Origin of the sequence: Micromonospora noduli (assembly GCF_003264475.1) — a bacterium.
Lineage (GTDB): Bacteria > Actinomycetota > Actinomycetes > Mycobacteriales > Micromonosporaceae > Micromonospora > Micromonospora noduli.
Window position 1 is genome coordinate 1 of record NZ_PYAC01000003.1, and the last position, 22781, is coordinate 22781.

Sequence of the window (22781 nt, forward strand, 5' to 3'; positions counted from 1 at the left end):
CTGAACAAGCGAACACCCGTGACTTTGTGCCGGGGTTGTTTGATATGTTCATAGAGTTACGGCGGTCATGGCGGAGGGGAAACGCCCGGTTACATTCCGAACCCGGAAGCTAAGCCCTCCAGCGCCGATGGTACTGCACTCGTGAGGGTGTGGGAGAGTAGGACGCCGCCGGACAATCTTCCAGTCGAGGGCCGCCCCATCAGGGTCGGCCCTCGACTGCGTAGCGCCATTGGTGGCGCAATCAGGAAGGATGTACCTGTGAGTTCAGGACCGCAGGGCGGAGACCGTCCCCGTCGTTACGAAGACCGTACTGACGGTGCGGGCGGAAGCGACCGCGGCCCGCGCCGCGATGACCAAGGCCGGCCCCCGTATCGGGGAGACCGCGACAGCGGCGGCGCCCGAGGCGGATACGCCGGCGGCCGCGACTCTGGCTCCCGTGGTGGTGACCGGGACAGCTCGCGCTCCAGCGCCCCCCGCGAGGGCGGCTACCGTGGCGGCGATCGCCGTGAAGGTGGTTTCCGGGGCGGCGACCGCGACGGTTCGCGTTCCAGCGCTCCGCGCGAGGGTGGCTACCGTGGCGGCGACCGTGATGGGTCACGCTCGGGTGCTCCGCGTGAGGGCGGGTTCCGGTCCGGCGCTCCCCGTGAGGGTGGTTACCGCGGCGGCGACCGCGACAGTTCGCGTTCCAGCGCTCCGCGCGAAGGTGGCTACCGTGGTGGCGACCGCGACGGTGGTTTCCGTGGCGGCGATCGCCGTGAGGGTGGTTTCCGCGGTGGTGACCGCGACGGTTCGCGTTCGGGCGCTCCCCGTGAGGGTGGCTTCCGCGGTGGTGACCGCGACGGTTCGCGTTCGGGCGCTCCCCGTGAGGGTGGCTTCCGCGGTGGTGACCGTGAGGGTGGTTTCCGTGGTGGTGACCGTCGTGAGGGTGGTTACCAGGGCGGCGACCGCACTCGTTCCGGCCCGCCGCGTGAGGGTGGTTTCCGCGGTGGCGACCGCGAGGGTGGCTTCCGTGGCGGCGACCGTCGTGAAGGTGGCTTCCGGGGCGGCGACCGGGACGGTTCGCGTTCCAGCGCTCCGCGTGAGGGTGGCTTCCGCGGTGGTGACCGCGACGGTGGTTTCCGGGGCGGCGACCGCCGCGAGGGCGGCTTCCGCGGTGGCGACCGCGACGGTTCGCGTTCCAGCGCTCCGCGTGAGGGTGGCTTCCGTGGCGGCGACCGCGACGGTTCGCGTTCCAGCGCTCCGCGTGAGGGTGGCTTCCGCGGTGGTGACCGCGACGGTGGTTTCCGGGGCGGCGACCGCCGCGAGGGCGGCTTCCGCGGTGGCGACCGCGACGGTTCGCGTTCGGGCGCTCCGCGTGAGGGTGGTTTCCGCGGTGGTGACCGTGAGGGTGGTTTCCGTGGTGGTGACCGTCGTGAGGGCGGTTACCAGGGCGGCGACCGCACTCGTTCCGGCCCGCCGCGTGAGGGTGGTTTCCGTGGCGGTGACCGCGAGGGCGGCTTCCGGGGCGGCGACCGTCGTGAAGGTGGTTTCCGGGGCGGCGACCGGGACGGTTCGCGCTCGGGTGCTCCCCGTGAGGGTGGTTTCCGGGGCGGCGACCGTGATGGCTCGCGTTCCAGCGCTCCGCGTGAGGGTGGTTTCCGCGGTGGTGACCGCGAGGGTGGTTTCCGTGGTGGTGACCGTCGTGAGGGCGGTTACCAGGGCGGCGACCGCACTCGTTCCGGCCCGCCGCGTGAGGGTGGTTTCCGTGGTGGCGACCGCGAGGGCGGCTTCCGGGGCGGCGACCGTCGTGAAGGTGGTTTCCGGGGCGGCGACCGGGACGGTTCGCGCTCGGGTGCTCCCCGTGAGGGTGGTTTCCGGGGCGGCGACCGGGACGGTTCGCGTTCCAGCGCTCCCCGTGAGGGCGGCTTCCGGGGCGGCGACCGTCGTGAAGGCGGCTTCCGGGGCGGGGACCGTGATGGTTCGCGCTCGGGCGCCCCGCGTGAGGGTGGTTTCCGGGGCGGTGACCGCGAGGGCGGTTACCGGGGCGGAGAGCGTACCGGCGGTTTCCGGTCCGACGAGCGGCCGCGCCGCGACGGGGAGTTCCGTCGCGATGACCGCACGGGTGGCTCCGAGTCGTCCGAGGGTGGGCGTAGCTCGGCCCCGGCGCTACCGGACGACATTGTCGCGACCGACCTCGACAAGGACGTCCGCGCTGAGCTGCTCTCGCTGAACAAGCCGGTCGCCGAGACTGTGGCCCGGCACCTGGTCGCCACTGGGCAGCTGATCGACGAGGACCCGGCCGAGGCGTTGGCGCACGCGCTGGCCGCCCGGCGGCTCGCGTCGCGCATCTCCGCTGTCCGTGAGGCGGTCGGCCTGGCCGCGTACCGCGCGGGGGAGTGGCAGTCGGCGATCGCCGAGCTGCGCACGTACCACCGGATGAGCGGATTGCAGAGCCACCTGGCCGTGCTCGCGGACTGCGAGCGGGCTCTCGGCCGGCCGGAGCGGGCCATTGACCTGTTCCGTGGCGCGGACCGGGAGAAGCTGGACCAGGCCGTGGCGATCGAACTGCTGATCGTCGCCGCCGGCGCGCGGGGTGACCTCGGGCAGAAGGACGCCGCGGTCGCGATGCTCCAGGTTCCGGACCTCACCAACGAGGCCACCGTGCCGTGGACGGCCCGGCTGCGGTACGCGTACGCCGACGCGCTGCTCGCGGTGGGCCGGCGCGAGGAGGCCCGCGAATGGTTCTCCCGCGCTGCCGACGTGGACACCGAGGGCGAGACCGACGCCGCCGAGCGGCTGCTCGAACTCGACGGCGTTGTCATCGAGGGTGACGACGAGGACGAGGCCGCCGAGGAGATCGCCGCGGGCCCGGGCGCTCCCGGCGCGGTGCCGGCCCGACCCGACGCCGACCTGGCCGGCGAGGCGAACGACGACGACGATGTCGACGACGATGTCGACGACGACGACGATGACGACGACGACGACGACGACGACGACGATGACGACGATGACGACGATGACGTTGACGACGACGACGAGGACTTCGACGACGACGAGGAGGACGACGCTGTCGGCCGCCCCGCTGACGACGAAGGCTTCGACGGCGAGGACGAGGACCGTCACCCCACCGAGAGCGGCAACCCCGACGCGGCCACCACTGGCGACAGCGGCGTGACCGACGGGGACACGGCGCACGGCGACGCGGCGAACGCCGACGGGACCGTGCCGGCCCGGGACGACGAGTCGGGGTCGACGCAGCGGTGAGCGCGGGCGTGGGGGAGCGGCTGGTCGACGGGTACACCCTGGTCGTCTTCGACCTGGACGGCGTGATCTACCTGATCGACCGGCCGATCCCCGGCGCCGTCGATGCGGTGGCCCGGCTGCACGCCGAGGGGCGGGCGGTCGCGTACGCCACCAACAACGCGTCCCGCCGGTCCAGTGAGGTCGCCGACCTGCTGACCGGGATGGGCGTGCCGGCCCGGCCGGAGGAGGTCCTCACCTCCGCGGCCGCCTCGGCCGAGTTGCTGCGCGACCGGCTGCCCGTCGGCGCGTCGGTGCTGGTGGTCGGCGCGGAGGCGCTGCGCGCGGAGCTGCGCGCGGTCGGTCTGAACCCGGTCACCCAGGCCGATGAGAAGCCAGCCGCGGTGGTGCAGGGGTACGGCCCGCAGGTCGGCTGGGCCGAGCTGGCCGAAGCGTCGGTAGCGGTGCGGGCGGGTGCCATCTGGATCGCCACCAACACCGATCGGACCCTGCCCAGTGGGCGGGGGCCACTGCCCGGCAACGGTTCGTTGGTCGCCGTGCTGCGTACGGCACTGGAGCGGGATCCCGACGTGGTGGTCGGCAAGCCGGAGCCGGCGCTGTTCGAGACCGCCGCCAAGCGCAGTGGCGGTGGGCGGAGCCTGGTGGTGGGTGACCGGCTGGACACCGACATCGAGGGCGCCCGCCGGGCCGGGCTGGACAGCCTGCTCGTGCTCACCGGCGTCAGCGGCGTACCGGAGCTGCTGGCCGCCGAGCCGCGGCGACGTCCCACGTACGTCGCGAAAGACCTGGCGGGGCTCTTCGACCCGGCTGCCGCCGTGCGGGTCCCGGGCCCGGCGGACGCCGGCGGCTGGTCCGTGACCGACCGGGACGGCGTGCTGGAGCTGGCCGGGGCCGGTCGGCCACTGGACGCCCTGGCGGCGCTCTGCGCGGTGGCCTGGTCGGCGTCGGTGCCGGCGCTGCCGAAGATCCGTCCGGTGGGCCCGGACGCGGCCCACGCGGTGGAGAGTTTCGGTCTGACCGCGGTGGCGTGAGCCGGGCGGCCGTCAGAGCAGCTTGCGCAGTTTGAGCAGGTCGAACGGGTTGGCCTTGATCGACACCCGGCGGGACGTCACCGCGCTGGTGACGTCCAGGTCGCCCCGGACCAGGGCGAGCAGGTCGTCGCTGGACGTGCTCAGCGCGATCTTGGCCTTGGGGTCGTCGCCGTCGGTCAGCTCGACCAGTCGGCCGCCGGTGATCCGGCCGTGGAACGCGGTGTCCAGGTCGGTGATCCGGCAGGCCAGCGTCCGGTCCAGGTCGATCCGTTCGCGTACCGTCTCGGCGTTGCGATCCAACCGGGCGGCCAGCTCCTGCAACGCCTGCCGGCACTCGTCCACGCTGGCCACATCTCCCCCTTGTGATCGCCACGCCGTCCTCGGCACCGTACCGCACGGGTCGGTCCGGGGTGCCCGGTAGCGTGACACCTGCACACCCCGCCCCGTGGAAGGACTCAGGCATGCAGGACGCGTGGCGCGCCTACCTCGAGCTGGCCATGGGCCTTGCGGAGGCGCCCCGGAAGAAGGCCCAGGACGTGGCACGTCGCCTCGTCGGCTCCGGCGGCGCGACCGCCGCCCAACTCCAGGCCCTCGGCGAGGAACTGGTCACCACCGGCGCCGCCAACCGGGAGGCGCTGACCAAGCTGGTCCGCTTCGAGGTCGACCGGGCCCTCGGCGCGGTCGGTCTGGCCACCGCCGACGAGGTGGCCGAGCTGACCCGGCGGGTGCACGACCTGGAACGGCAGCTGCGGGAGGCGCGGTCCGCCGAGTCGGCCGACGCGCCGACCGCTGGCCCCATGCCACAACCCGACCCGACCGTCGCCGCGCAGCCCGGCACCGCTCTCGTGCCGTCCGACGCGTCGGCCGGTGCCCCGGTCTCCGCGCCGGTGGCGAAGAAGGCCGTCGCGAAGAAGGCGGTCGCCAAGAAGGCCATCGCCAAGAAGCCGCCGGCGACGATCAGCCGGACGGCCGACGAGGACGTCCCGACGCCGGCCGTGATGCCCGCCAAGAAAGCGGCGGTTCGCAGGCAGCGGCCGGACGACGCCGAATGACCCGGCCCGGTCCACCGCCCGGCGGGTCGTTCCCGGCCCGGCCCGGTCCGCCGGCTGGCGGTTCGTTCCCGGCCCGGCCCGGCCCGCCGGTGGGTGCCCGCCCCGGGCCGCCGCCGGATCTCGGGGACGACGAGACACGGCATCCGGCGGTGGACGCCGCCGTGCGGGCCATCGCAAACGCGGCGACGCTCGCCCCCGCCGACCAGATCGCCCAGTACGAGGCGGCCTACGAGACGCTGCGGGAAACCCTCGCCACCATCGACCAGACCTGAGCGGGACGACCAGGCCTGAGCAGACCGGAGAACCACCCATGGCACGTCGTAACCGGCTGGACGCCGAACTCGTCCGCCGCGGTCTGGCCCGCTCCCGTGAGCAGGCCGCCGCGTTGGTGGAGGCCGGCCGGGTCCAACTGCGGGGCGTGGTCGCCCGCAAGGTGGCCGCGATGGTCGACCCCGCCGACCCGCTCCTGGTGACCGGTGCGGACCCGGCTGAAGAGTACGTCTCCCGGGGCGGGCACAAGCTCGCCGGCGCGCTGGCCGCGTTCGCCGCCGGTGGGCTGCACGTGGCCGGGCGGCGTTGCCTGGACGCGGGAGCGTCGACCGGTGGGTTCACCGACGTGCTGCTGCGCGCCGACGCGGCCGAGGTGGTGGCCGTGGACGTCGGGTACGGGCAGCTCGCCTGGCCGCTGCGTACCAACGAGCGGGTCCGCGTCCTGGAGCGCACGAATGTCCGTACCCTCGATGCGGACGCGATCGGCGGCCAGGTCGACCTCACGGTGGCCGACCTGTCGTTCATCTCGCTGCGACTGGTGCTGCCGGCGCTGGCCGGCTGCACCCGCGACGACGGTGACCTGGCACTGATGGTCAAGCCGCAGTTCGAGGTCGGCAAGGACCGGGTCGGCGCCGGCGGTGTGGTCCGCGATCCGGAGCTGCGCGCCGAAGCGGTGCTGGACGTGGCTGCGGCGGCCGCGCGGCTCGGCCTCGGACTGGCCGACGTGGCGGCCAGCCCGCTGCCCGGGCCGAGCGGCAACGTGGAGTTCTTCGTATGGTTGCGCCGGGGCGCACCAGCGGCCGACCCGGAGCGGGTGCGGGCCGTGGTGGCGGCCGGGCCGGACGGCTCGACGACGGCCGGCGGGGTGCCGGACGTGGCGGCGGAGGAGGTCGCAGGGTGAATGCGCGCAGTGAGGGTGGCGCAACGGGTCGCGCGGTGACACGCGGCCGTGCCGAGGCGACGGCGCCGGTGGCGCGACGCCGCCCGGTCCGGCGTGGGCGGGCGGCCCGATGAGCCGGACCGCGCTGCTGGTGACCCACACCGGCCGTCGGCGCAGCACGGAGCACGCCCGGTCGGTCGCCGCCGACCTGATCGACGCCGGTTTCGAGGTACGGGTGGTCGCCGACGAGGCCGACGACCTCGACCTGCCCGGCGTGGTGCCGGTCGCCGGCCCGCAGGCCGCCGAGGGCGCCGAGATCGTCTTCGCGCTCGGTGGGGACGGCACCTTCCTGCGTGCCGCCGAGCTGGCCCGGCCCGCGAAGGCGCCGCTGCTCGGCATCAACCTCGGCAAGGTGGGCTTCCTGGCGGAGGCGGAGATCGACGACCTGGACACGGCCGTCCGGGACGTCGTCGGCCGCAACTACACGGTCGACGAGCGGCTGACCCTGGACGTCACGGCCGAGTTCGACGGTGGGCCGACCATCGAGTCCTGGGCGCTCAACGAGATCAGCATCGAGAAGGGCGAGCGGGCCCAGATGCTCGAGCTGCTCGTCGACGTGGACGGCCGGCCGCTGTCGCGTTACGGCTGCGACGGTGTCGTCTGCGCCACCCCCACCGGTTCCACCGCGTACGCGTTCTCCGGTGGCGGGCCGGTGGTCTGGCCGGAGGTGGAGGCGCTGCTGCTGGTGCCGATCAGCGCGCACGCGTTGTTCAGCCGGCCGTTGGTCACGGCCCCGACGTCCACCTTCGTGATCACCGTCGACCCGTTCACCACCCTCGCCGTGCTCTCCTGCGACGGCCGGCGCGTCTACGACCTGCCGCCCGGCGCGCGGGTGACGGTGCGTCGGGGCGCCCTGCCGGTACGCATCGTGCGGCTGCGGCCCCGCCCGTTCACCGACCGGCTGGTGGCCAAGTTCGGCCTTCCCGTGCACGGTTGGCGTGGCAGCCGCCGGTGACCGTGGCGCACACGGTCGGTGGATGTCAGTTGTCCACCTGACGACATGTCGCCGCTGCGGCGGCGGGCGACTAGTGACCTGGTGACACGCTCCGACGCAGACTCCGATCGGCCCTCATCTACGGATGGCGGGCCTGGAGGAGTAGAGGAGCACATCGCATGCACTGGTCCCCACGCTGGCTCGCCGTCGGCGCGGTCGGCGCGTTGGTGGTCGGAGTCGCCGCACCGGCGTCCGCCGACCCGCCCGCCCGGCCCACCGGCCCGACGTCGGGCACGCCCGCCCAGCACGCACCCGTCCGCATCACCCTGATCACCGGCGACCAGGTCGAGCTCGCGCCCGCGGCGCCGGGCCGGGTCGCCGCCACTGTCCGCCCGGGACCCGGGCGCGAGCGCGTCATCTTCCAGACCCTGGAGGTCGACGGCCGGCTGCGGGTGCTGCCCAGCGACGCCCTGCCCTACGTTTCGAGCGGGGTCCTCGACGCCAACCTGTTCGACGTGCAGGAGTTGGCCGCCGACGGATACGGCGACGCCGCGCAGGGCGCGTTGCCACTGATCGTGCGCTACCAGGAGCAGGCGGCCGGGCGGGTCAAGCCGCTTGCCGGTGCCACCGACGCCCGGCCGCTGGAGAGCATCAACGGCGCGGCGCTGCGGGTCGGCAAGGGGGCCCTCGGCGATCTGTGGACCGCGCTCGCCGGTACGCCGGCCAGCCGGACCACGACTGCCGCCGCGCCCCGGCTGGGTGCTGGCATCGCCCGTATCTGGTTGGACGGGCGAGTCCGCCCGGCGCTGGAGCACAGCGTGCCGCAGATCGGCGCCCCGACGGCCTGGGCGGCCGGGCGCGACGGTGCCGGCGTGAAGGTGGCGGTGCTCGACACCGGTGTCGACGCCACCCACCCCGACCTGGCCGGTCGGATCGCCGAGGCGCAGGACTTCTCCGGCAGCGGCAGCGCCCGCGACGGGCACGGCCACGGCACCCACGTGGCCGCCACCATCGCTGGCAGCGGTGCGGCGTCCGACGGGCTACGCAAGGGCGTCGCCCCGGGCGCGCGGTTGCTGGTCGGCAAGGTGCTCGACGACGGGGGCTCCGGCTACAGCTCGTCCATCATCGCGGGCATGGAGTGGGCCGCCCACTCCGGCGCGAAGGTGGTCAGCATGAGCCTCGGTGGCGACCCGACCGACGGCACCGACCCGATGAGCCAGGCGGTGAACGACCTGACCGCCGAGACCGGCGCGCTGTTCGTGGTCGCCGCCGGCAACTCGGGCGCCGCGCGTACCGTCGGCGCGCCCGGCGCGGCCGCGGCGGCGCTCACCGTCGGCGCGGTGGACCGTGCCGACAACCTGGCGGAGTTCTCCAGCCGGGGCCCGCGCCTCGGCGACAACGGCCTCAAGCCCGAGATCACCGCGCCGGGCGTCGGCATCGTCGCCGCCCGGGCCGCCGGCACCGCCATGGGTACGCCGGTGGACGACGCGTACACGAGCGCGTCCGGCACCTCGATGGCCACTCCGCACGTGGCCGGAGCGGCGGCGATCCTCGCCCAGGAACACCCCGACTGGGCCGCCGCGAAGCTCAAGGACGCGCTGGTCAGCACCACGAAGGCGAACCCGGCGCTGACCGTCTTCGAGCAGGGCGGCGGTCGGGTCGACGTGGCGCGGGCGCTCGGCCAGCAGGTGTACGCCTCGGCCACCGCAGACTTCGGTCGGATCTCCACCGGCGGTGCGGCGGTCGAGCGGACCGTGACGTACACCAACGGCACGCAGGCCGCGCAGACCCTGCGACTGGCCCTGGAACTGCGCAACGTGGACACCGGCGTGGCAGAGCCCGACGGGGTCGCCGTCGGCTCCGAGGTGACAGTGCCGGCGGGTGGCAGCGTGGCCGTGCCGCTGCGCGCCGACCCGGCGAAGCTGGGCCGGGGCCCGCATGGTGGCTGGCTGGTGGCGACAGGCACGGACGGCGTCGCGGTACGCACCCCGGTCGGGCTCACCGTCAGCGGTCCCGTGCACCAACTCACCATCAAGCTGCTGGACCGGCAGGGTCAGCCGGGCCTCTCGCCGGGGTTGACCGTCTTCGGTGAGCAGCCCGAGTCGGACTTCTGGGGCATGTGGGGTGGCGAGGGCACTCTGGAGGTCGAGGAGGGCACGTACGTGCTGACCGCGCTGATGACGCACGGCGTCCCCCTGGACGAGCAGATGACCCAGATCATCGAGCCAGAGGTGACCGTCGACCGGGACCTGACCGTGGTGCTCGACGCGCGCAAGGGCACGCCGGTGCGGATCGAGACGCCGAAGCCCAGCGAGCAGCAGGCCACGCTCAGCTACTACGTGCACCGGGTGCTGGGCAACGGCCGGCAGATCGACCACGGCGTGATGGCCTACAGCACCGTTCAGCAGGTCAACGTCACGCCGACCCGCCAGGTGCGCCAGGGCGAGTTCGAGTTCGCGTCCCGGTGGCAGCTCGTCGCGCCCATGGTGGACGCGACGATCAGCGGGGTGTCCGGTCCGTCGGACATCAACCTGCTGGGCACGTCGCCGGCGCCGACCGGTCGGCGGAAGCTGCCGCTGGTCTGGGCCGGCACCGGCACCCCCGCCGAGCTGACCCGGGTGCGGGGCGCCGCCGTGCTGCTCGGCGCCGACCCGAACCGCTCGGAGGAGGAGCAGGTGGCCGTCGCCGCGGCAGCCGGTGCCGCCGCGGTGCTGATCGTCCGGCCGGAGGACCAGAGCGCGTGGACGGTCTGGCGGCCCACCGGAGAGCGGCTGCCGATCCCGTCGATGGTGGTCGCGTACGACGACGGGCAGCGGCTGATCGCGGCGGCGCGCAAGGGTCGGGCGACGCTGGACCTGACGCTGACCGTGGACAGCCCGTACCTGTACGACGTGTGGCAGGTGTCGAAGGGTCGGGTGCCGGAGCGTGTCGTGCACACGGTGACCGCCAGGAACACCGCCGAGGTGACCGCGAGCTACGGCGACATGGGTGCGGGCTGGGCCACCGAGGAGCGGTTCGGCTGGCGTCCGTGGCAGGAGTACGCCTGGAATGACGACCAGCGCATGGTCCGCAACGGCACCACCCGGCAGGAGTTCGTCAGCGCTGGGGACTCCTGGTGGCAGCAACGGGTGCTGCACAAGCAGATGTTCATGCAGTGGGGGCAGCTGGCCGGTGGCCTGACCCAGCAGCCCCGGCGTTACGCCGCCGACGACCGGGTGACCGAGACCTGGCACGCGCCGGTGCTCCGTCCGGCCGTCCCGGCCAGCGGGGCGCCGGTGCCCACCCGCACCGGTGACAACCTGGAGTTGCGGGTGCCCGAGTTCGTCGACGCCGAGGGGCACTACAGCGTGGCCGGCGAGAGCGAGGAGTCGGACACCGTCACGGCGCGGGTCAGCCGCAACGGGCAGCAGATCGCGGACCTCTCCGAGGGCTGGGCGTCGGTGCCCACGACCGCCGGGGCCGCCCGCTACCGCCTGGACGTGACCACCCAGCGGTCCTCGGCCGAGTGGCGTTACGGCACGCGGACCGACACGGCCTGGGAGTTCACCTCGGCCCGACCGGCGGGCGACGCCGCCAAGGCGTTGTCGCTGCTCCAGGTGGACTACCGGGTGCCGGCCGACCTGCGCGGCACGGTGCGCGGCAACCGGCCGCACCAGCTGGGGCTGACCCTGCGGCAGCCGACCGGGGTGCCGGCGCCGACCGGTGCCGGCGTCCGGGTGCAGGTCTCCTTCGACGGGGGCGTGACCTGGCGCAACGCGCCGACCACGGGGTCGGGCACCCGGTACACCGCGACAGTGCCGGCGGGGCGCGGAACGGTGTCGCTGCGGGTGCACGCCGCCGACCGGGCCGGGAACACCGTCGACCAGACGGTGCTGCAGGCGTACGGGCTGCGCTGATCGGGCGGGGAGGGGCGGCCTGGCCGTCCCGCCCCGCCGGGTGAGGGTCCGCCGTCGGTCGACGGCGGACCCTCACGCGTCAGAGCCAGCCGCGTCGGGCCACCTGGAACGCCAACCCCGGCCGGGTGTCCACGCCGGCGGCGGCCATCAGGTCGGCGATCCGCCGTTGCACGGTCCGCCGGCTCACCCCGAGCTGGGAGGCGATGGACTTGTCCGGTACGCCCGCCACGAACAGCGACAGCAGCCGGGCCTCGTCGGCGTCGGGTTGGTACCCGTCGCCCGGCTGGTCGGCGGGCTCCGGTCGTCGAGCCTCGGGAGCCGTGACGGCGAGGGGGTCGTCGAGGCGCAGCCGGGTGGCCACCCGCCAGTGGCTCTCGAAGAGGGCGAGCAGCGCGTCGAGCAGTTGACTGCGGCCGATCACGGCGGCGCTCGGTTCGCCGCCGTCGCGGTCGGGCACCAACGGGCAGATGGCCGTGCGGGCGTCCACGATGGCCAGTCGGACCGGCAGCCGGTCCAGGACGCGGGCCTGCTCCCCGGCGGCGACCCCCTTGGCCAGGTCGGCCAACGCGCCCGGCTCCAGCAGCAGGTCACGCTCGTAGATGGCCCGGTAGCTCACCCCACGGGCCAGCGCGTCGAACTCCTCGACATTCTCCGGGCCGGCCATGGCGAGGGGATTGGCCCGGCAGAACCAGAGCACCTCGGTACGCGCCGAGTTCTGCAGGTCGCGCAGGCGGTCCCGAAGCACCCGGGCGCCGGTGATCACCTCGACCAGGTGGTCGACGTGGTGTCGGCGCAGCCCGGAGCGGTACTCCTCGGCCAGTTGGGTGACCAGTCGGCGGGCCGACTCCAGGTCCTCCTGACGTCGCAGCAGCGTCCCGCCGAGGGCGACGTCCGGGGCGGTCGGGCGCAGCGGGGCGTCCGGGTCGTTGTCGCTGCGCTGCACCAGGCCCTTGCCGCGCAGCGCCTCGACCTGGGCGACGACCTGCTCACGGGGCCGGTGCAGGCGACTGGCCAACTCGTCGATGCGGGCCGTGGTGAGCTGGAGCAGGCAGCGGTAGAGCTCCTCCTCAGCCGAGGTCAGGCCGATCACGTCCAACACGGGGCAGAACTGTACGTCGGCCGGGTACGGGCCGTACCCGGGCCCGTCGGCTGGTCAATTGTCGGGCCTCGCGTCTACTGTCGGTGGCTGTGCTGGAAGAGCTGCGCATCACCGGACTGGGCGTCATCGAAGACACCACGCTGCCGTTGACCGGCGGCATGAACGTCATCACCGGCGAGACCGGTGCGGGCAAGACGATGGTGGTCACCGGCCTCGGCCTGCTCTTCGGCGGCCGGGCCGACGCCGGGCGGGTCCGCGCCCAACCCGGCCGTGCGGTGGTGGAGGGGCGGCTGCGGCTGCACGGGCGGGTCGCCGACGCCGTGCACGCGCGGATCATCGAGGCCGGCGGCGAACCCGACGAGGACGGCTCGGTGCTACTGAGCCGCACGGTGACGGTGGAGGGGCGCTCACGCGCCCACGTCGGCGGCCGGAGCATGCCGGTGTCGATGCTCGGTGAGGTCGGCGAGCAGGCGGTCGCCGTGCACGGCCAGTCCGACCAGCTGCGGCTGCTGCGCCCGGCCGAGCAGCGGGCCGCACTGGACCGGTTCGCCGGCCCCGCGCACGAGAAGCTGCTCGACGCGCTGCGTGAGGCGTACACGGGGTGGCGTCGGGTCGTCGACGACCTGGCCGACCGTCGGCGCAACGCCCGCGAGCGCAACCAGGAGGCCGACCTGCTGCGGTTGGGCCTCGACGAAATCACCCGGGTCGATCCGCAGCCCGGTGAGGACGACGAGCTGAAGACCGAGGCGCAGCGGCTGGAGCACGCCGAGGGCCTGCGGACGGCCGCGCAGATCGCCCAGCAGTGCGTGGCCGGTGGCGCGGAGGCCGCCGAGGAGACCCCGGACGCGGCGGCGCTGCTCGGCACCGCCCGGCGGACCCTGGAGGCGCAGTCCGGCACCGACCCGGCGCTCGGTGAGCTGGCGGCCCGCCTGGAGGAGGCGGCCACGCTGGTCACCGACGTGTCCGCGGAGCTGTCGGCGTACCTGGCGACGTTGGACGCGGACCCGGCCCGGTTGCAGCACGTCTACGAGCGGCGGGCGGCGCTGCGCGCGTTGACCCGCAAGTACGCCGACGACGTCGACGGGGTGATCGCCTGGGCCGATCGGGCGCGCACCCGACTGTCCGACCTGGACATGTCCGACGACGTGCTCGACGAGTTGGAGAGGGAGGGCCAGCGGCTCGCCGTCGAGGTGGCCGACCTGGCCGGGCGGGTGTCTACCTCCCGGCAGGAGGCGGCGGTCCGCTTCGCCGACCAGGTCACCGTCGAGCTGGCCGGGCTGGCGATGCCGCACGCGCGGATCGAGGTGGCGGTGTTGCCCCGTCCGGTCGGGCGTGCCGAGCCGACGCTTGCGGTCAACGGCGTCGAGGTGGGTGTCACCTCGGACGGCGGTGACGAGGTGGAGCTGCGGTTGCTGGCCCACCCGGGCGCGCCGTCGCTGCCGTTGCAGCGCGGTGCCTCCGGCGGTGAGCTGTCCCGGGTGATGCTCGCCATCGAGGTCGTGTTCGCCGGCTCCGGTGGCCCGCCGACGTTGGTCTTCGACGAGGTCGACGCGGGGGTCGGTGGGCAGGCGGCGGTGGAGATCGGCCGCCGGTTGGCCCGGCTGGCCCGCAGTCACCAGGTGCTGGTGGTCACGCACCTGCCGCAGGTGGCCGCGTTCGCCGACCGGCACCTGGTGGTGGCGAAGGACACCGGCGGCGCGGTGACGACCAGCGGGGTGCGGGTGGTGGAGGACACCGAGCGGGCTCGGGAGTTGGCGCGCATGCTGGCGGGTTTGCCCGATTCGGATCTGGGTATCGCCCACGCCGAGGAGCTTTTGGCAGTGGCCGCCAAGGAAAGGCGGTTGTGACGCCGCGTATTGTGAGCGCAAGCACACCGGCTTGTGCCGGTGTGTGCTTCCCTGGGTAGGCGGCCCTGCTCAGGCATGTCGCGACAGAAAAGCCTGCCTCACATGCCAGGATGGTCACGATGCGTCTACCCACGTTGCGCCGGAACCGGAACTCCGAACCGGGCAGAGTCCTCGGCACCGCGCGCCTTGATCGCCGGACGAAACGCCTGGTCGGTCGGCTGCGCCCCGGTGACGTCGCGGTCATCGACCACGTCGACCTGGACCGGGTGGCGGCCGACTCGCTCGTCGCCGTCGGGGTCGCGGCGGTGCTCAACGCCAAGCCCTCGGTCTCCGGCCGTTACCCGAACCTCGGCCCGGAGGTGTTGATCGCCGCCGGCATTCCGCTCCTCGACGACCTGGGGGAGGGCGTTTTCGAGCGCATCCGCGAGGGCGACCAGGTGCGCATCGAGGGCAACACGGTCTTCGCCGGTGACGAGCCGGTGGCCCACGGCAACCTTCAGGATGCCGAGTCGGTCGGCAAGGCGATGGCGGACGCCCGGGAGGGTCTGTCGGTGCAGTTGGAGGCGTTCGCCGCCAACACGATGGACTACCTGCGCCAGGAACGCGACCTGCTGCTCGACGGTGTCGGAGTGCCGGACATCGAGACCCAGATGCAGGGTCGGCACTGCCTGATCGTGGTGCGCGGCTACGACTACAAGGCCGACCTGGACGTGCTGCGCCCGTACATCCGGGAGTTCAAGCCGGTGCTCATCGGCGTTGACGGCGGCGCGGACGCCCTGGTCGAGGCCGGCTACACCCCCGACATGATCATCGGCGACATGGATTCGGTCACCGACGACGTGCTGCGCTGCGGCGCCGAGGTGATCGTGCACGCGTACCCGGACGGGCGCGCGCCCGGCCTGCCCCGGGTCAACGGCCTCGGTGTGCCGGCGATCACCTTCCCGGCCGCGGCGACCAGCGAGGACCTGGCCATGCTTCTCGCCGACGAGAAGGGTGCCTCGCTGCTGGTCGCGGTCGGCACCCACGCCACCCTCGTCGAGTTCCTCGACAAGGGCCGCGGCGGGATGGCCTCGACGTTCCTGACCCGGCTGAAGGTCGGCGGCAAGCTGGTCGACGCCAAGGGGGTGAGCCGGCTCTACCGGCAGAGCATCTCCGGCTCGTCGCTGCTGCTGCTGGTGCTGTCGGCGATCGCGGCGATGGCGTCCGCGGTGGCCGTGTCGACAGTCGGGAAGGCGTACCTGGGCGTGGTCGCCGAGTGGTGGGACAATTTCGTGTTCCAGCTGTACCGGCTTTTCTAGTTCCCGACCGATCAAGAGGCTGCAAGCGTGATCAACTTCCGCTACCACGTGGTGTCCCTCACCGCGGTCTTCCTGGCTCTGGCGATCGGCCTGGTGGTCGGCACAGCCGCCCTCAACGGCCCGGTCGCCGACTCGCTCAAGGAGCAGGTCACCGGGCTACGCAAGGACAACCAGCAGTGGCGTCAGACGGTCAGCAACATGGAGAAGCAACTCGCGCTGGAAGAGGAGTTCGCCGAGGAGACCTCCCAGATTCTCCTGCCCGGCACCCTCACCGCCCGTCGGGTCGCGGTTCTCAGCCTGCCCAACGGCCGCGACCACACCGAGAGCGTGCTCAAGAAGCTCCAGCAGGCCGGAGCCACCATCACCGGCCAGGTCGACCTGCAGGACAAGTTCATCAACCCGGACAACAACTCCAACCTGCTGGAGTTGGCCGTCACCGCCGCCCGCCCGACCGCGCAGACCACCGGCCTGCCGGGCAACGGGCACGGCGTGGAGACCTCCAGCGCGCTGCTGGCCAGCGTCCTGCTGGACCGGCCCCAGGGCGTCGCGCCGGTCAGTGACGCCGACCGGCGGGCGGTGCTCGCCGCCTACAACAACGCCGGCTACCTGACCACCGACAGCAACAAGGTCACCGCCTCGGCGGAGGCGGTCGTCGTGGTCAGCGGTCAGCCGTACGTCGACAAGGACTCCGACAAGCGGGACGAGTCGGTGGTCAAGATCGCCGAGCAGTTCGACCGCACCGGGGCGATCGTGGTGGCCGGCAACGGTTCCGTCGGCGGCAACCTGGTCGGCGTGGTGCGCGGCGACCCGGTGCTCGCCCAGACCATTTCCACGGTCGACAACGCCAACACCGTGCAGGGCCAGGTGGTCACGACCCTCGCTCTGGTGCAGCAACTCACCGAGAAGAAGGCCGGGCAGTACGGCGTCGGCGACAACGCCGCGTCGCTGCTGCCTAGACTGCCCCAGTGAGCGAACGACGTACCCCCGTGTCCGGATCCGACCAGGTGGCGCGTGACCGAGCCAGCGAGGTGACGGCGTGAGCACCCTGGGCCGGCTGTTGATCGCCGGCGCGGGCGCCGCGGCGGCCCGCTACGCGCTGCGTGAGGCGCGCACCTCGCCGGCTGGGCCCGCGTTGGAGCGCACCAACTTCCGTGGCCGCACGGTGAGCCTGGCCGCCGGGCCGGCGCTCGCCGCCGGCGCGGCCGCCGCCGGCGCGTTCGGTGCCACCGGCGGCGCCGCCGGTGGGGCCGCCCTGGTCGCCGGTCTCGGCGCGGGCGGCGTCGGGCTGTACGACGACGTGGTCGGCGCGCGGCCGGAGCAGAAGGCGGCCAAGGGCTTCGCCGGGCACCTCGCCGCGCTGCGTGAGGGGCGGGTCACCGCCGGTCTGGTCAAGGTCGTCGGGGTGGGCGCCGCCGGGCTGGGCGCTGCCGCGCTGCTCGCCGCCGACTCCCGGGTCGCCGCGCACCCGCGCCGGCAGCGGCACGGTGCGTTCGGCCGGGGTGTCGACGTGCTGCTCGGCGCCGGCGTGATCGCCGGCACGGCCAACCTGCTCAACCTGCTCGACCTGCGGCCGGGCCGCGCCCTCAAGTCCGGGCTGCTGCTCGCGGCGCCGCTGACCGGCGGCCCGCAGGGCGGGATCGCCGCGGGCGCGGCCGGCGCCGCCGCCGGCCTGCTCCGCGACGACCTGGCCGAGGACGTGATGCTCGGCGACAGTGGCGCGAACGCGCTCGGGGCGGTGCTCGGCGTCGCGCTCGCCGCCCGTACCGGCCCGCTCGGCCGGGCCGGTCTGCTCGCCGTCCTCGCCGGGCTCACCGCCGCCAGCGAGAAGGTCAGCTTCACCGCGGTGATCCAGCGGACCCCGGGGCTCCGCGAACTCGACGCACTGGGCCGACGCGCCGACTGACGTGAACAGACCGGCACCCCTCGCCGGCGCCGGCCGGCTGGCCGGGGCAGCCGCGCTCATCGCCGTCCTCACCGTGGCCAGCCGACTCGCCGGCTTCGGCCGCACCGCCGTGTTCACCTGGGTGGTCGAGCAGAGCGACCTGGGCGGCATGTACGTCATCGCCAACACGGTGCCGAACATCGTCTTCGAGATCGTCGCCGGCGGGGCGTTGGCCAGCCTGGTCGTGCCACTGCTGGCCGGGGCGGTCGCGGCGGAGGACCGGCGGACGGTGGCGGCGACCACCGGCGCCCTGCTCACCTGGACGGTGAGCCTGCTGGTTCCCCTCGCCGTGCTCGTCGCCCTGTTCGCCGACCCGATCATCTCGGTGATCAGCGAGGGACGATCGGCGTCGGAACTCGCCGCCGGCGCCCGGATGCTGCGCGTGTTCGCCCCGCAGTTGCCGCTCTACGGGATCGGCATCGTGCTCACCGGCGTCCTCCAGGCACACCGACGCTTCGCCTGGCCCGTCATCGCGCCGCTGCTGTCCAGCCTCACAGTGGTCGTCGTCTACGTGGCCTTCGGCGCCGCCCAGGGTCGGGGCGTGTCCGTGGCCCAGGTCGGTCGCAGCGGCGAACTGCTCCTCTCCGGCGGCACCACCCTGGGCGTGGTCGTGTTGTCGCTCTCGCTGCTGATCCCGCTGCGGCGGCTGCGGATACAGCCCCGGTTCGGCTACTCCTTCACCGCTGACGCGCGGGCCCGGATCGGCGGGCTCGCCACGGCCGGCGCGGTGACGGTGGCGGCACAGCAGGTCGCGCTCCTGGTGGTGCTGAACCGGGTCTCCGGTGGCCCCACCGGGTCCCCGCAGGTGTTCAACCTGGCCCAGGCGATCTACCTGCTGCCGTGGGCGGTCCTCGCCGTGCCGCTGGCGGTGGCGTCCTACCCCACTCTGGCCACCGCCAGCGCCGCCGGTGACGAGGACGGTTACCGACGGACCCTCTCCAGCGCGGTGCGTGGTGTGCTGCTCTTCAGCTGCCTGGGCGCCGCGGCGTTGATCGGTACCGCGCAGACGATCGCTGCGCTCTTCTACCCGGACAATCCGGCGTCCACCGCGGCGGCCATCAGCGGATTCGCGCCGGGCCTGCTCGGCTACGGCTTGTTCGCGATCCTGTCCCGCGCGTTGTACGCGCGCGGCGACACCCGGTCGGCGACAGTGGCGATCACCCTCGGCTGGCTGGTTGTTCCGGCTGCGGCGCTGCCGTTGACGGCGCTGCTCCCCACCGCCGACCGGGTGCTCGCGGTGACGTCCGCGAACTCGGTGGGGATGCTGGTGCTCGGCGCCCTGCTGCTCGTGGCGGTGCTGCGCAGCGCCGGCCGTCCCGCCCTCGCGGGAGCGGCACGGGCCGGAGCGGCCGGTGGCCTCGCCGGTGTGCTCGCCGGGCTCGCCGGGCTGGGCCTCAGCCGTTGGCTCGACCAGTCGGGCGGCGGCACCCCGACGACGGCGGCGGCGTTCGGTCAGGGCATGCTGTCCGGGGTTCTGGTTGGGGTTGTGTTCCTCGCCGTGGTCTGGTTCGTCGACCGGCGGGACGTACAGCCACTGCTCGCCGGGGTGCTGCGGCGTCTGGGCCGGCGGGGGCCGTCCGGCGGTGCGCCGACACCGGGCGCGGGCTCCGCGGAGCGGGGCGACGGGAAGGAGACGGCGACGCGATGACTGAGCCAGCTCAACCTGCCAACTGGTCGGGCACCGTCGCGTTGGTGCTCGCGTCCAGCACCGGCGGGGTCGGCCAGCACGTCCGTTCGGTGGCCCGGGGTCTCGTCGCGGGCGGCGCCACCGTTCTGGTCTGCGGGCCCGCCGCCACTCAGGAGCAGTTCGACTTCACCGGTGTCGGTGCGCGGTTCGAGCCGGTGGAGATCCCGGCCAGCCCGACTCCGGCCGACGCGCGGGCGGTGCTCGCGCTGCGCCGGGCGCTCGCCGCCGCTCACGTCGACGTGGTGCACGCGCACGGCCTGCGGGCCGGGTTGGTCGCCGTGCTGGCCCGTCCGGCCGCCCCGCTGATCGTCACCTGGCACAACGCGGTGCTCGCGGGGGGACTGCGGGGCGGCGTGTCCCGGCTCGTCGAACGGGTGGTGGCCCGGGGCGTCCGGGTGGCGCTCGGCGCCTCCGCGGACCTGGTGCGACGGGCCGCCGAGGTGGGTGCCGTCGACGCCCGGCTCGCCCCGGTCGCCGCGCCGACGCTGCCCGCGCCGCGTCGACGCCCGGCGGCGGTACGCGCCGAGTTCGGCGTCCGCCCGGACCAGCCGTTGATCGTCTCGGTCGGTCGGTTGCACCCGCAGAAGCGCTACGACGTGCTGATCGACGCGGCGGCCCGGTGGCGTACGCGTACCCCGCCGCCGGTCGTGGTGATCGCGGGCAGCGGGCCGGCGTATCTGCCGCTCGCCGCGCGGACGTCGGCCGCCCGCGCCCCGGTGACCCTGCTGGGGCACCGCACCGACGTGGCCGACCTCCTCGCCGGCGCCGACCTGGCGGTGGTGACCAGCGACTGGGAGGCGCGACAGCTCTTCGCCCAGGAGGCGTTGCGCGCCGGCGTGCCGCTGGTGGCCACCGCTGTCGGTGGGCTGCCGGACCTGGTCGGCGACGCCGCCACGCTGGTTCCCGCCGGTGACGTGGACGCGGTCGACGCGGCCGTACGCGCGTTGCTGGACGACCCGGCGGCGCGGGCGGAGTTGGGCCGGCGTGGCGCCGAACGGGCGGCGACGTGGCCGACCGAGGCGGACACCGTCGCCACGCTTGCCGCCCTCTACGCCGAGTTGGCCGGGAATCCCGGCGGTCCGGCGGCCGCCCCGGGCTCCGACGCCCCGAGAACGGGACACCGGTGATGCTGCGCCGAATCGCCCCCGCCCTGTTGACAGTGCTCGTGGTGGCGCTGGGAGTCACCGCGCTCGCCGCCCGCCCACCCCAGGGCACCCCGCAACGCACCGCCGACTTCGTGGTGCTCGCCGGGATCGCCGGGCTGCGCTGGGAGGACGTGGATCCGCAGAGCACCCCGACGCTGTGGCGGATGGCCCAGGACGGCTCGATCGGCTCACTGTCGGTGCGTTCCGCGCACCGGCCCACCTGCCCGGTGGACGGCTGGCTGACCCTCGGCGCGGGCAGCTTCGCCGCGTGGAACGGCAGCCGGTCGGTCGACGGTTGCCCGTCGGCGGGGGTGACAGTGGAACAACCGGACGGCATCGGCGCGAACCTGCCCGACCAGGAGGGCGTGGTCCAGTACAACCAGCAGCGGCTGCCCTGGGGCGCCCTGCCCGGCTCGTTGTCCGAGTCGGTGCGGTGCTCCGTCGCCGTCGGCCCGGGCGCGGCAGTGGCCGCCGCCCGACCGTTCGGCCGCGTCGACCGGTACGCCTCGGGGCTGCCGGCCGACCCGCGGCCGCTGCTCGGCTCGTGTGTGCTGAGCATCGTCGACCTCGGCACTGTCGAGGGGGCCGACCCGGCCACCCGCGCCGAGGAGGCCCGCGCGGCGGACGCCGAGCTGGCCCGGGTGCTGGCGGCACGCCCCCCACGGTCGTTGGTGATGGTCGCGGGGATCTCCGACACCACCCAGCCGGCCCGGCTGCACGTGGCGGTCGCCGACGGGCCGGGCTGGGAACGGGGGTGGCTCACCTCGGCCAGCACCGGCCGGGACGGGTACCTGCAACTTGTCGACCTCGCGCCGACCGCCCTGGCCGCGTTGGGCCGGCCCATGCCGGAGCGGCTCTTCCTCGGCCGCCCGGCGATCAGCACCGGCGGCCGCCCCGCCGACCTGACCGAGGCCATCAACGCGCCGGCGAACGCCGACCGGGAGGCGGCCGCGCAGCGCTCCGTCTCTGGGGCGTTCTTCGCGCTGCTCGCCGGGGCTCAGGTGCTGCTGGCGATCGCGATGCTGCCGCTGCTGCGCCGGGCCCGTCCGCACGCCGGCCCGGCAGGCCCGACGCCCGTCTCCGGGCGGATCGTGGCGGTGATGGAGCTGCTGCTGGTCGCCGTGGCGTTGACAGTGCCGGCGGCGCTGCTGGCCGACGCGGTGCCCTGGTGGCGCGGCGAGCACCCCGGGTGGATCTTCGCCGGGGCGACAGCGCTGCTGGTGGCGGCCGGCACCGCGGCGGTGCGGTTCGCCCCCGGGTACGCGAACACCCTCGGGCCGCTCGGAGCAGTGGCCGGCCTCACCACGCTCGTGGTCGGGCTGGACGTGCTCACCGGGGCCCGCCTCCAGCTCAACAGCGTGGTCGGCTACTCCGCGTTGCAGGGGGGCCGGTACGCCGGGCTGAGCACTGTGGGGTTGGGAGTGTTCCTCGCCGGTGCGCTGGTCACCGGCGGCTGGTTCGCCCAACGGGTGCACCGGGGCTGGCGGCCGGCGGTGATGGTGGCGGTGGGTGGCCTCGCCGTGGTGGTGGTCGGCAGCCCGTACCTGGGCGCCGACCCGGTCGGCGCGATCGCGCTCACCGCCGGGGTGAGCGTCGCCGCCGTGATCAGCGCCGGCGGCTGGTTGACGATCAGCCGGCTGGCCTGGGCCACCATGGCAGCGCTGGCGGTCGGTATCGGGTTCGCTGTGGTGGACCTGCGGCGTCCGCCGGGGGAGCGGGGCAGCCTGGGCCGGTTCCTCTCCGCGCTCGGCGACGGCACCGGCGGGTTCGCGGTGCACCGGTCCAGCACGGAGAACTTCGAGACGTTGGTCAACAGCCCGCTGACGGTGCTGGCGCTGGCCGGCGGGTTGCTGGTGTGGTTCGCCCTGTTGCAGCCGTGGGGTGGGCTGATGCGGCTGTTCGGCATCTACCCGGCGGTCCGGGCCGCGCTGGCCGGCACTGTGGTCGCCGCGGTGCTCGGTGGTGTGCTCGACGGCGCGGCCCTGGACGTGATGGGCGCTGCCGCCGCCCTGGTGGTGCCGATGGCGGCCCTGGCGTCGCTACGGGTGCTCGGGCACGCCGCGGACCGGACCCGCCCGGCAGCGGGCCGCTCCCGAGCCAACGGCGCCGACGACGACTCGGGGTCCGGCGGGGTCGGCCCGGTCGGTGGGGGTGACGGTCCGACCGGCGGCGGTGGGCCACTGGGTGCCGTGCATCCCCGTCCGATCGCCGGCCCGCCCCCGAGCGCACCGGCGAAGGTCACCCAACCGGCGTCGGACACTGCGGGCGAGCGTCGCGGGGACGCCGACGAACCGCCCGAGCCGACCGCGAGCGGGTCGACGCCGGACGCCGATGCGGCGGTGCCCGTACCGCCGCGGCAGGTCTCCCGGTCATCGACGGAGGTTGCCGCGCCCTGAGCGC

The 22781-nt window shown here is 74.2% G+C and carries 17 protein-coding genes and 1 rRNA gene; 16 read left to right on the forward strand and 2 right to left on the reverse strand.

Going from position 1 to position 22781, the window contains the following annotated elements; all coding sequences use genetic code 11:
- The first annotated feature begins 57 nt into the window (after nt 1-57).
- From rrf to MED15_RS06930, 4 genes are all read left to right on the forward strand, one after another.
- Nucleotides 58-174 (forward strand): 5S ribosomal RNA (rrf, locus tag MED15_RS06920).
- A gap of 316 nt (nt 175-490) precedes the next feature.
- Complete coding sequence (locus MED15_RS33400; protein ID WP_167457617.1) at nt 491-2209, forward strand: hypothetical protein; 1719 nt, start codon at nt 491-493, stop codon at nt 2207-2209.
- 20 nt (nt 2210-2229) lie between these two features.
- Nucleotides 2230-3243 (forward strand): tetratricopeptide repeat protein, encoded by a 1014-nt coding sequence (locus MED15_RS06925; RefSeq protein WP_244220396.1) that lies wholly within the window; start codon nt 2230-2232, stop codon nt 3241-3243.
- Nucleotides 3240-4271, forward strand: a complete 1032-nt coding sequence (locus tag MED15_RS06930; protein WP_112735052.1) for an HAD-IIA family hydrolase — start codon at nt 3240-3242, stop codon at nt 4269-4271. Before MED15_RS06925 ends, MED15_RS06930 begins: the two co-directional genes overlap by 4 nt.
- Before the next feature lie 12 nt (nt 4272-4283).
- Here MED15_RS06930 and MED15_RS06935 read toward each other — a convergent pair whose 3' ends face one another.
- Nucleotides 4284-4622, reverse strand: coding sequence for an SCP2 sterol-binding domain-containing protein (locus MED15_RS06935; RefSeq protein ID WP_088947517.1), 339 nt, complete (start codon nt 4620-4622; stop codon nt 4284-4286).
- A 110-nt stretch (nt 4623-4732) separates the two neighbouring features.
- Here MED15_RS06935 and MED15_RS06940 point away from each other — a divergent pair, with 110 nt between their 5' ends.
- The 5 genes from MED15_RS06940 to MED15_RS06965 all read left to right on the forward strand — a co-directional run bounded on the left by MED15_RS06940 (nt 4733) and on the right by MED15_RS06965 (nt 11363).
- Complete coding sequence (locus MED15_RS06940) at nt 4733-5323, forward strand: phasin family protein (RefSeq protein ID WP_112700461.1); 591 nt, start codon at nt 4733-4735, stop codon at nt 5321-5323.
- Nucleotides 5320-5595 carry a hypothetical protein gene (locus tag MED15_RS06950; protein ID WP_244220397.1) on the forward strand — a complete coding sequence of 92 codons (276 nt, stop codon included), beginning with the start codon at nt 5320-5322 and terminating at the stop codon, nt 5593-5595. The genes MED15_RS06940 and MED15_RS06950 overlap by 4 nt, the downstream gene beginning before the upstream one ends.
- A gap of 38 nt (nt 5596-5633) precedes the next feature.
- A complete protein-coding gene (locus MED15_RS06955) occupies nt 5634-6494 on the forward strand; it encodes a TlyA family RNA methyltransferase (protein WP_112601174.1) in 861 nt (286 codons plus the stop codon).
- 109 nt (nt 6495-6603) lie between these two features.
- A complete protein-coding gene (locus MED15_RS06960; protein ID WP_091407282.1) occupies nt 6604-7488 on the forward strand; it encodes an NAD kinase in 885 nt (294 codons plus the stop codon).
- Between the two features lie 158 nt (nt 7489-7646).
- A complete protein-coding gene (locus MED15_RS06965; protein ID WP_112735054.1) occupies nt 7647-11363 on the forward strand; it encodes a S8 family serine peptidase in 3717 nt (1238 codons plus the stop codon).
- 79 nt (nt 11364-11442) lie between these two features.
- Here MED15_RS06965 and MED15_RS06970 read toward each other — a convergent pair whose 3' ends face one another.
- Nucleotides 11443-12462: a helix-turn-helix domain-containing protein gene (locus MED15_RS06970; RefSeq protein WP_112601172.1), complete on the reverse strand. Its 1020-nt coding sequence runs from the start codon at nt 12460-12462 to the stop codon at nt 11443-11445.
- An 89-nt stretch (nt 12463-12551) separates the two neighbouring features.
- Here MED15_RS06970 and recN point away from each other — a divergent pair, with 89 nt between their 5' ends.
- The 7 genes from recN to MED15_RS07005 all read left to right on the forward strand — a co-directional run bounded on the left by recN (nt 12552) and on the right by MED15_RS07005 (nt 22777).
- Entirely contained in the window at nt 12552-14309 is a 1758-nt protein-coding gene (gene recN / locus MED15_RS06975) for a DNA repair protein RecN (protein WP_112700463.1), read from the forward strand.
- Nucleotides 14310-14428: 119 nt separating this feature from the next.
- Nucleotides 14429-15607, forward strand: a complete 1179-nt coding sequence (steA, locus tag MED15_RS06980) for a putative cytokinetic ring protein SteA (protein WP_112735056.1) — start codon at nt 14429-14431, stop codon at nt 15605-15607.
- Nucleotides 15608-15634: 27 nt separating this feature from the next.
- Nucleotides 15635-16576 (forward strand): copper transporter, encoded by a 942-nt coding sequence (locus MED15_RS06985; RefSeq protein WP_112584269.1) that lies wholly within the window; start codon nt 15635-15637, stop codon nt 16574-16576.
- Nucleotides 16577-16643: 67 nt separating this feature from the next.
- The gene (locus MED15_RS06990) at nt 16644-17510 is read left to right on the forward strand and encodes a hypothetical protein (RefSeq protein WP_112735058.1); all 867 of its coding nucleotides are present in this window, start codon (nt 16644-16646) and stop codon (nt 17508-17510) included.
- 1 nt (nt 17511) lies between these two features.
- A complete protein-coding gene (gene murJ, locus MED15_RS06995; protein ID WP_112734063.1) occupies nt 17512-19197 on the forward strand; it encodes a murein biosynthesis integral membrane protein MurJ in 1686 nt (561 codons plus the stop codon).
- Complete coding sequence (locus MED15_RS07000; RefSeq protein ID WP_112726152.1) at nt 19194-20363, forward strand: glycosyltransferase family 4 protein; 1170 nt, start codon at nt 19194-19196, stop codon at nt 20361-20363. Before murJ ends, MED15_RS07000 begins: the two co-directional genes overlap by 4 nt.
- Nucleotides 20363-22777 carry a hypothetical protein gene (locus MED15_RS07005; RefSeq protein ID WP_112735103.1) on the forward strand — a complete coding sequence of 805 codons (2415 nt, stop codon included), beginning with the start codon at nt 20363-20365 and terminating at the stop codon, nt 22775-22777. The genes MED15_RS07000 and MED15_RS07005 overlap by 1 nt, the downstream gene beginning before the upstream one ends.
- The last annotated feature ends 4 nt before the right edge of the window (nt 22778-22781 follow it).

Coding starts and splice junctions, on each gene's coding strand:
- MED15_RS06940 (WP_112700461.1), top strand. CDS start 4,733: ATGCAGGACGCGTGGCGCGCCTACCTCGAGCTGGCCATGGGCCTTGCG.
- MED15_RS06950 (WP_244220397.1), top strand. CDS start 5,320: ATGACCCGGCCCGGTCCACCGCCCGGCGGGTCGTTCCCGGCCCGGCCC.
- MED15_RS06955 (WP_112601174.1), top strand. CDS start 5,634: ATGGCACGTCGTAACCGGCTGGACGCCGAACTCGTCCGCCGCGGTCTG.
- MED15_RS06960 (WP_091407282.1), top strand. CDS start 6,604: ATGAGCCGGACCGCGCTGCTGGTGACCCACACCGGCCGTCGGCGCAGC.
- MED15_RS06965 (WP_112735054.1), top strand. CDS start 7,647: ATGCACTGGTCCCCACGCTGGCTCGCCGTCGGCGCGGTCGGCGCGTTG.
- steA (WP_112735056.1), top strand. CDS start 14,429: ATGCGTCTACCCACGTTGCGCCGGAACCGGAACTCCGAACCGGGCAGA.
- MED15_RS07000 (WP_112726152.1), top strand. CDS start 19,194: ATGACTGAGCCAGCTCAACCTGCCAACTGGTCGGGCACCGTCGCGTTG.
- MED15_RS07005 (WP_112735103.1), top strand. CDS start 20,363: ATGCTGCGCCGAATCGCCCCCGCCCTGTTGACAGTGCTCGTGGTGGCG.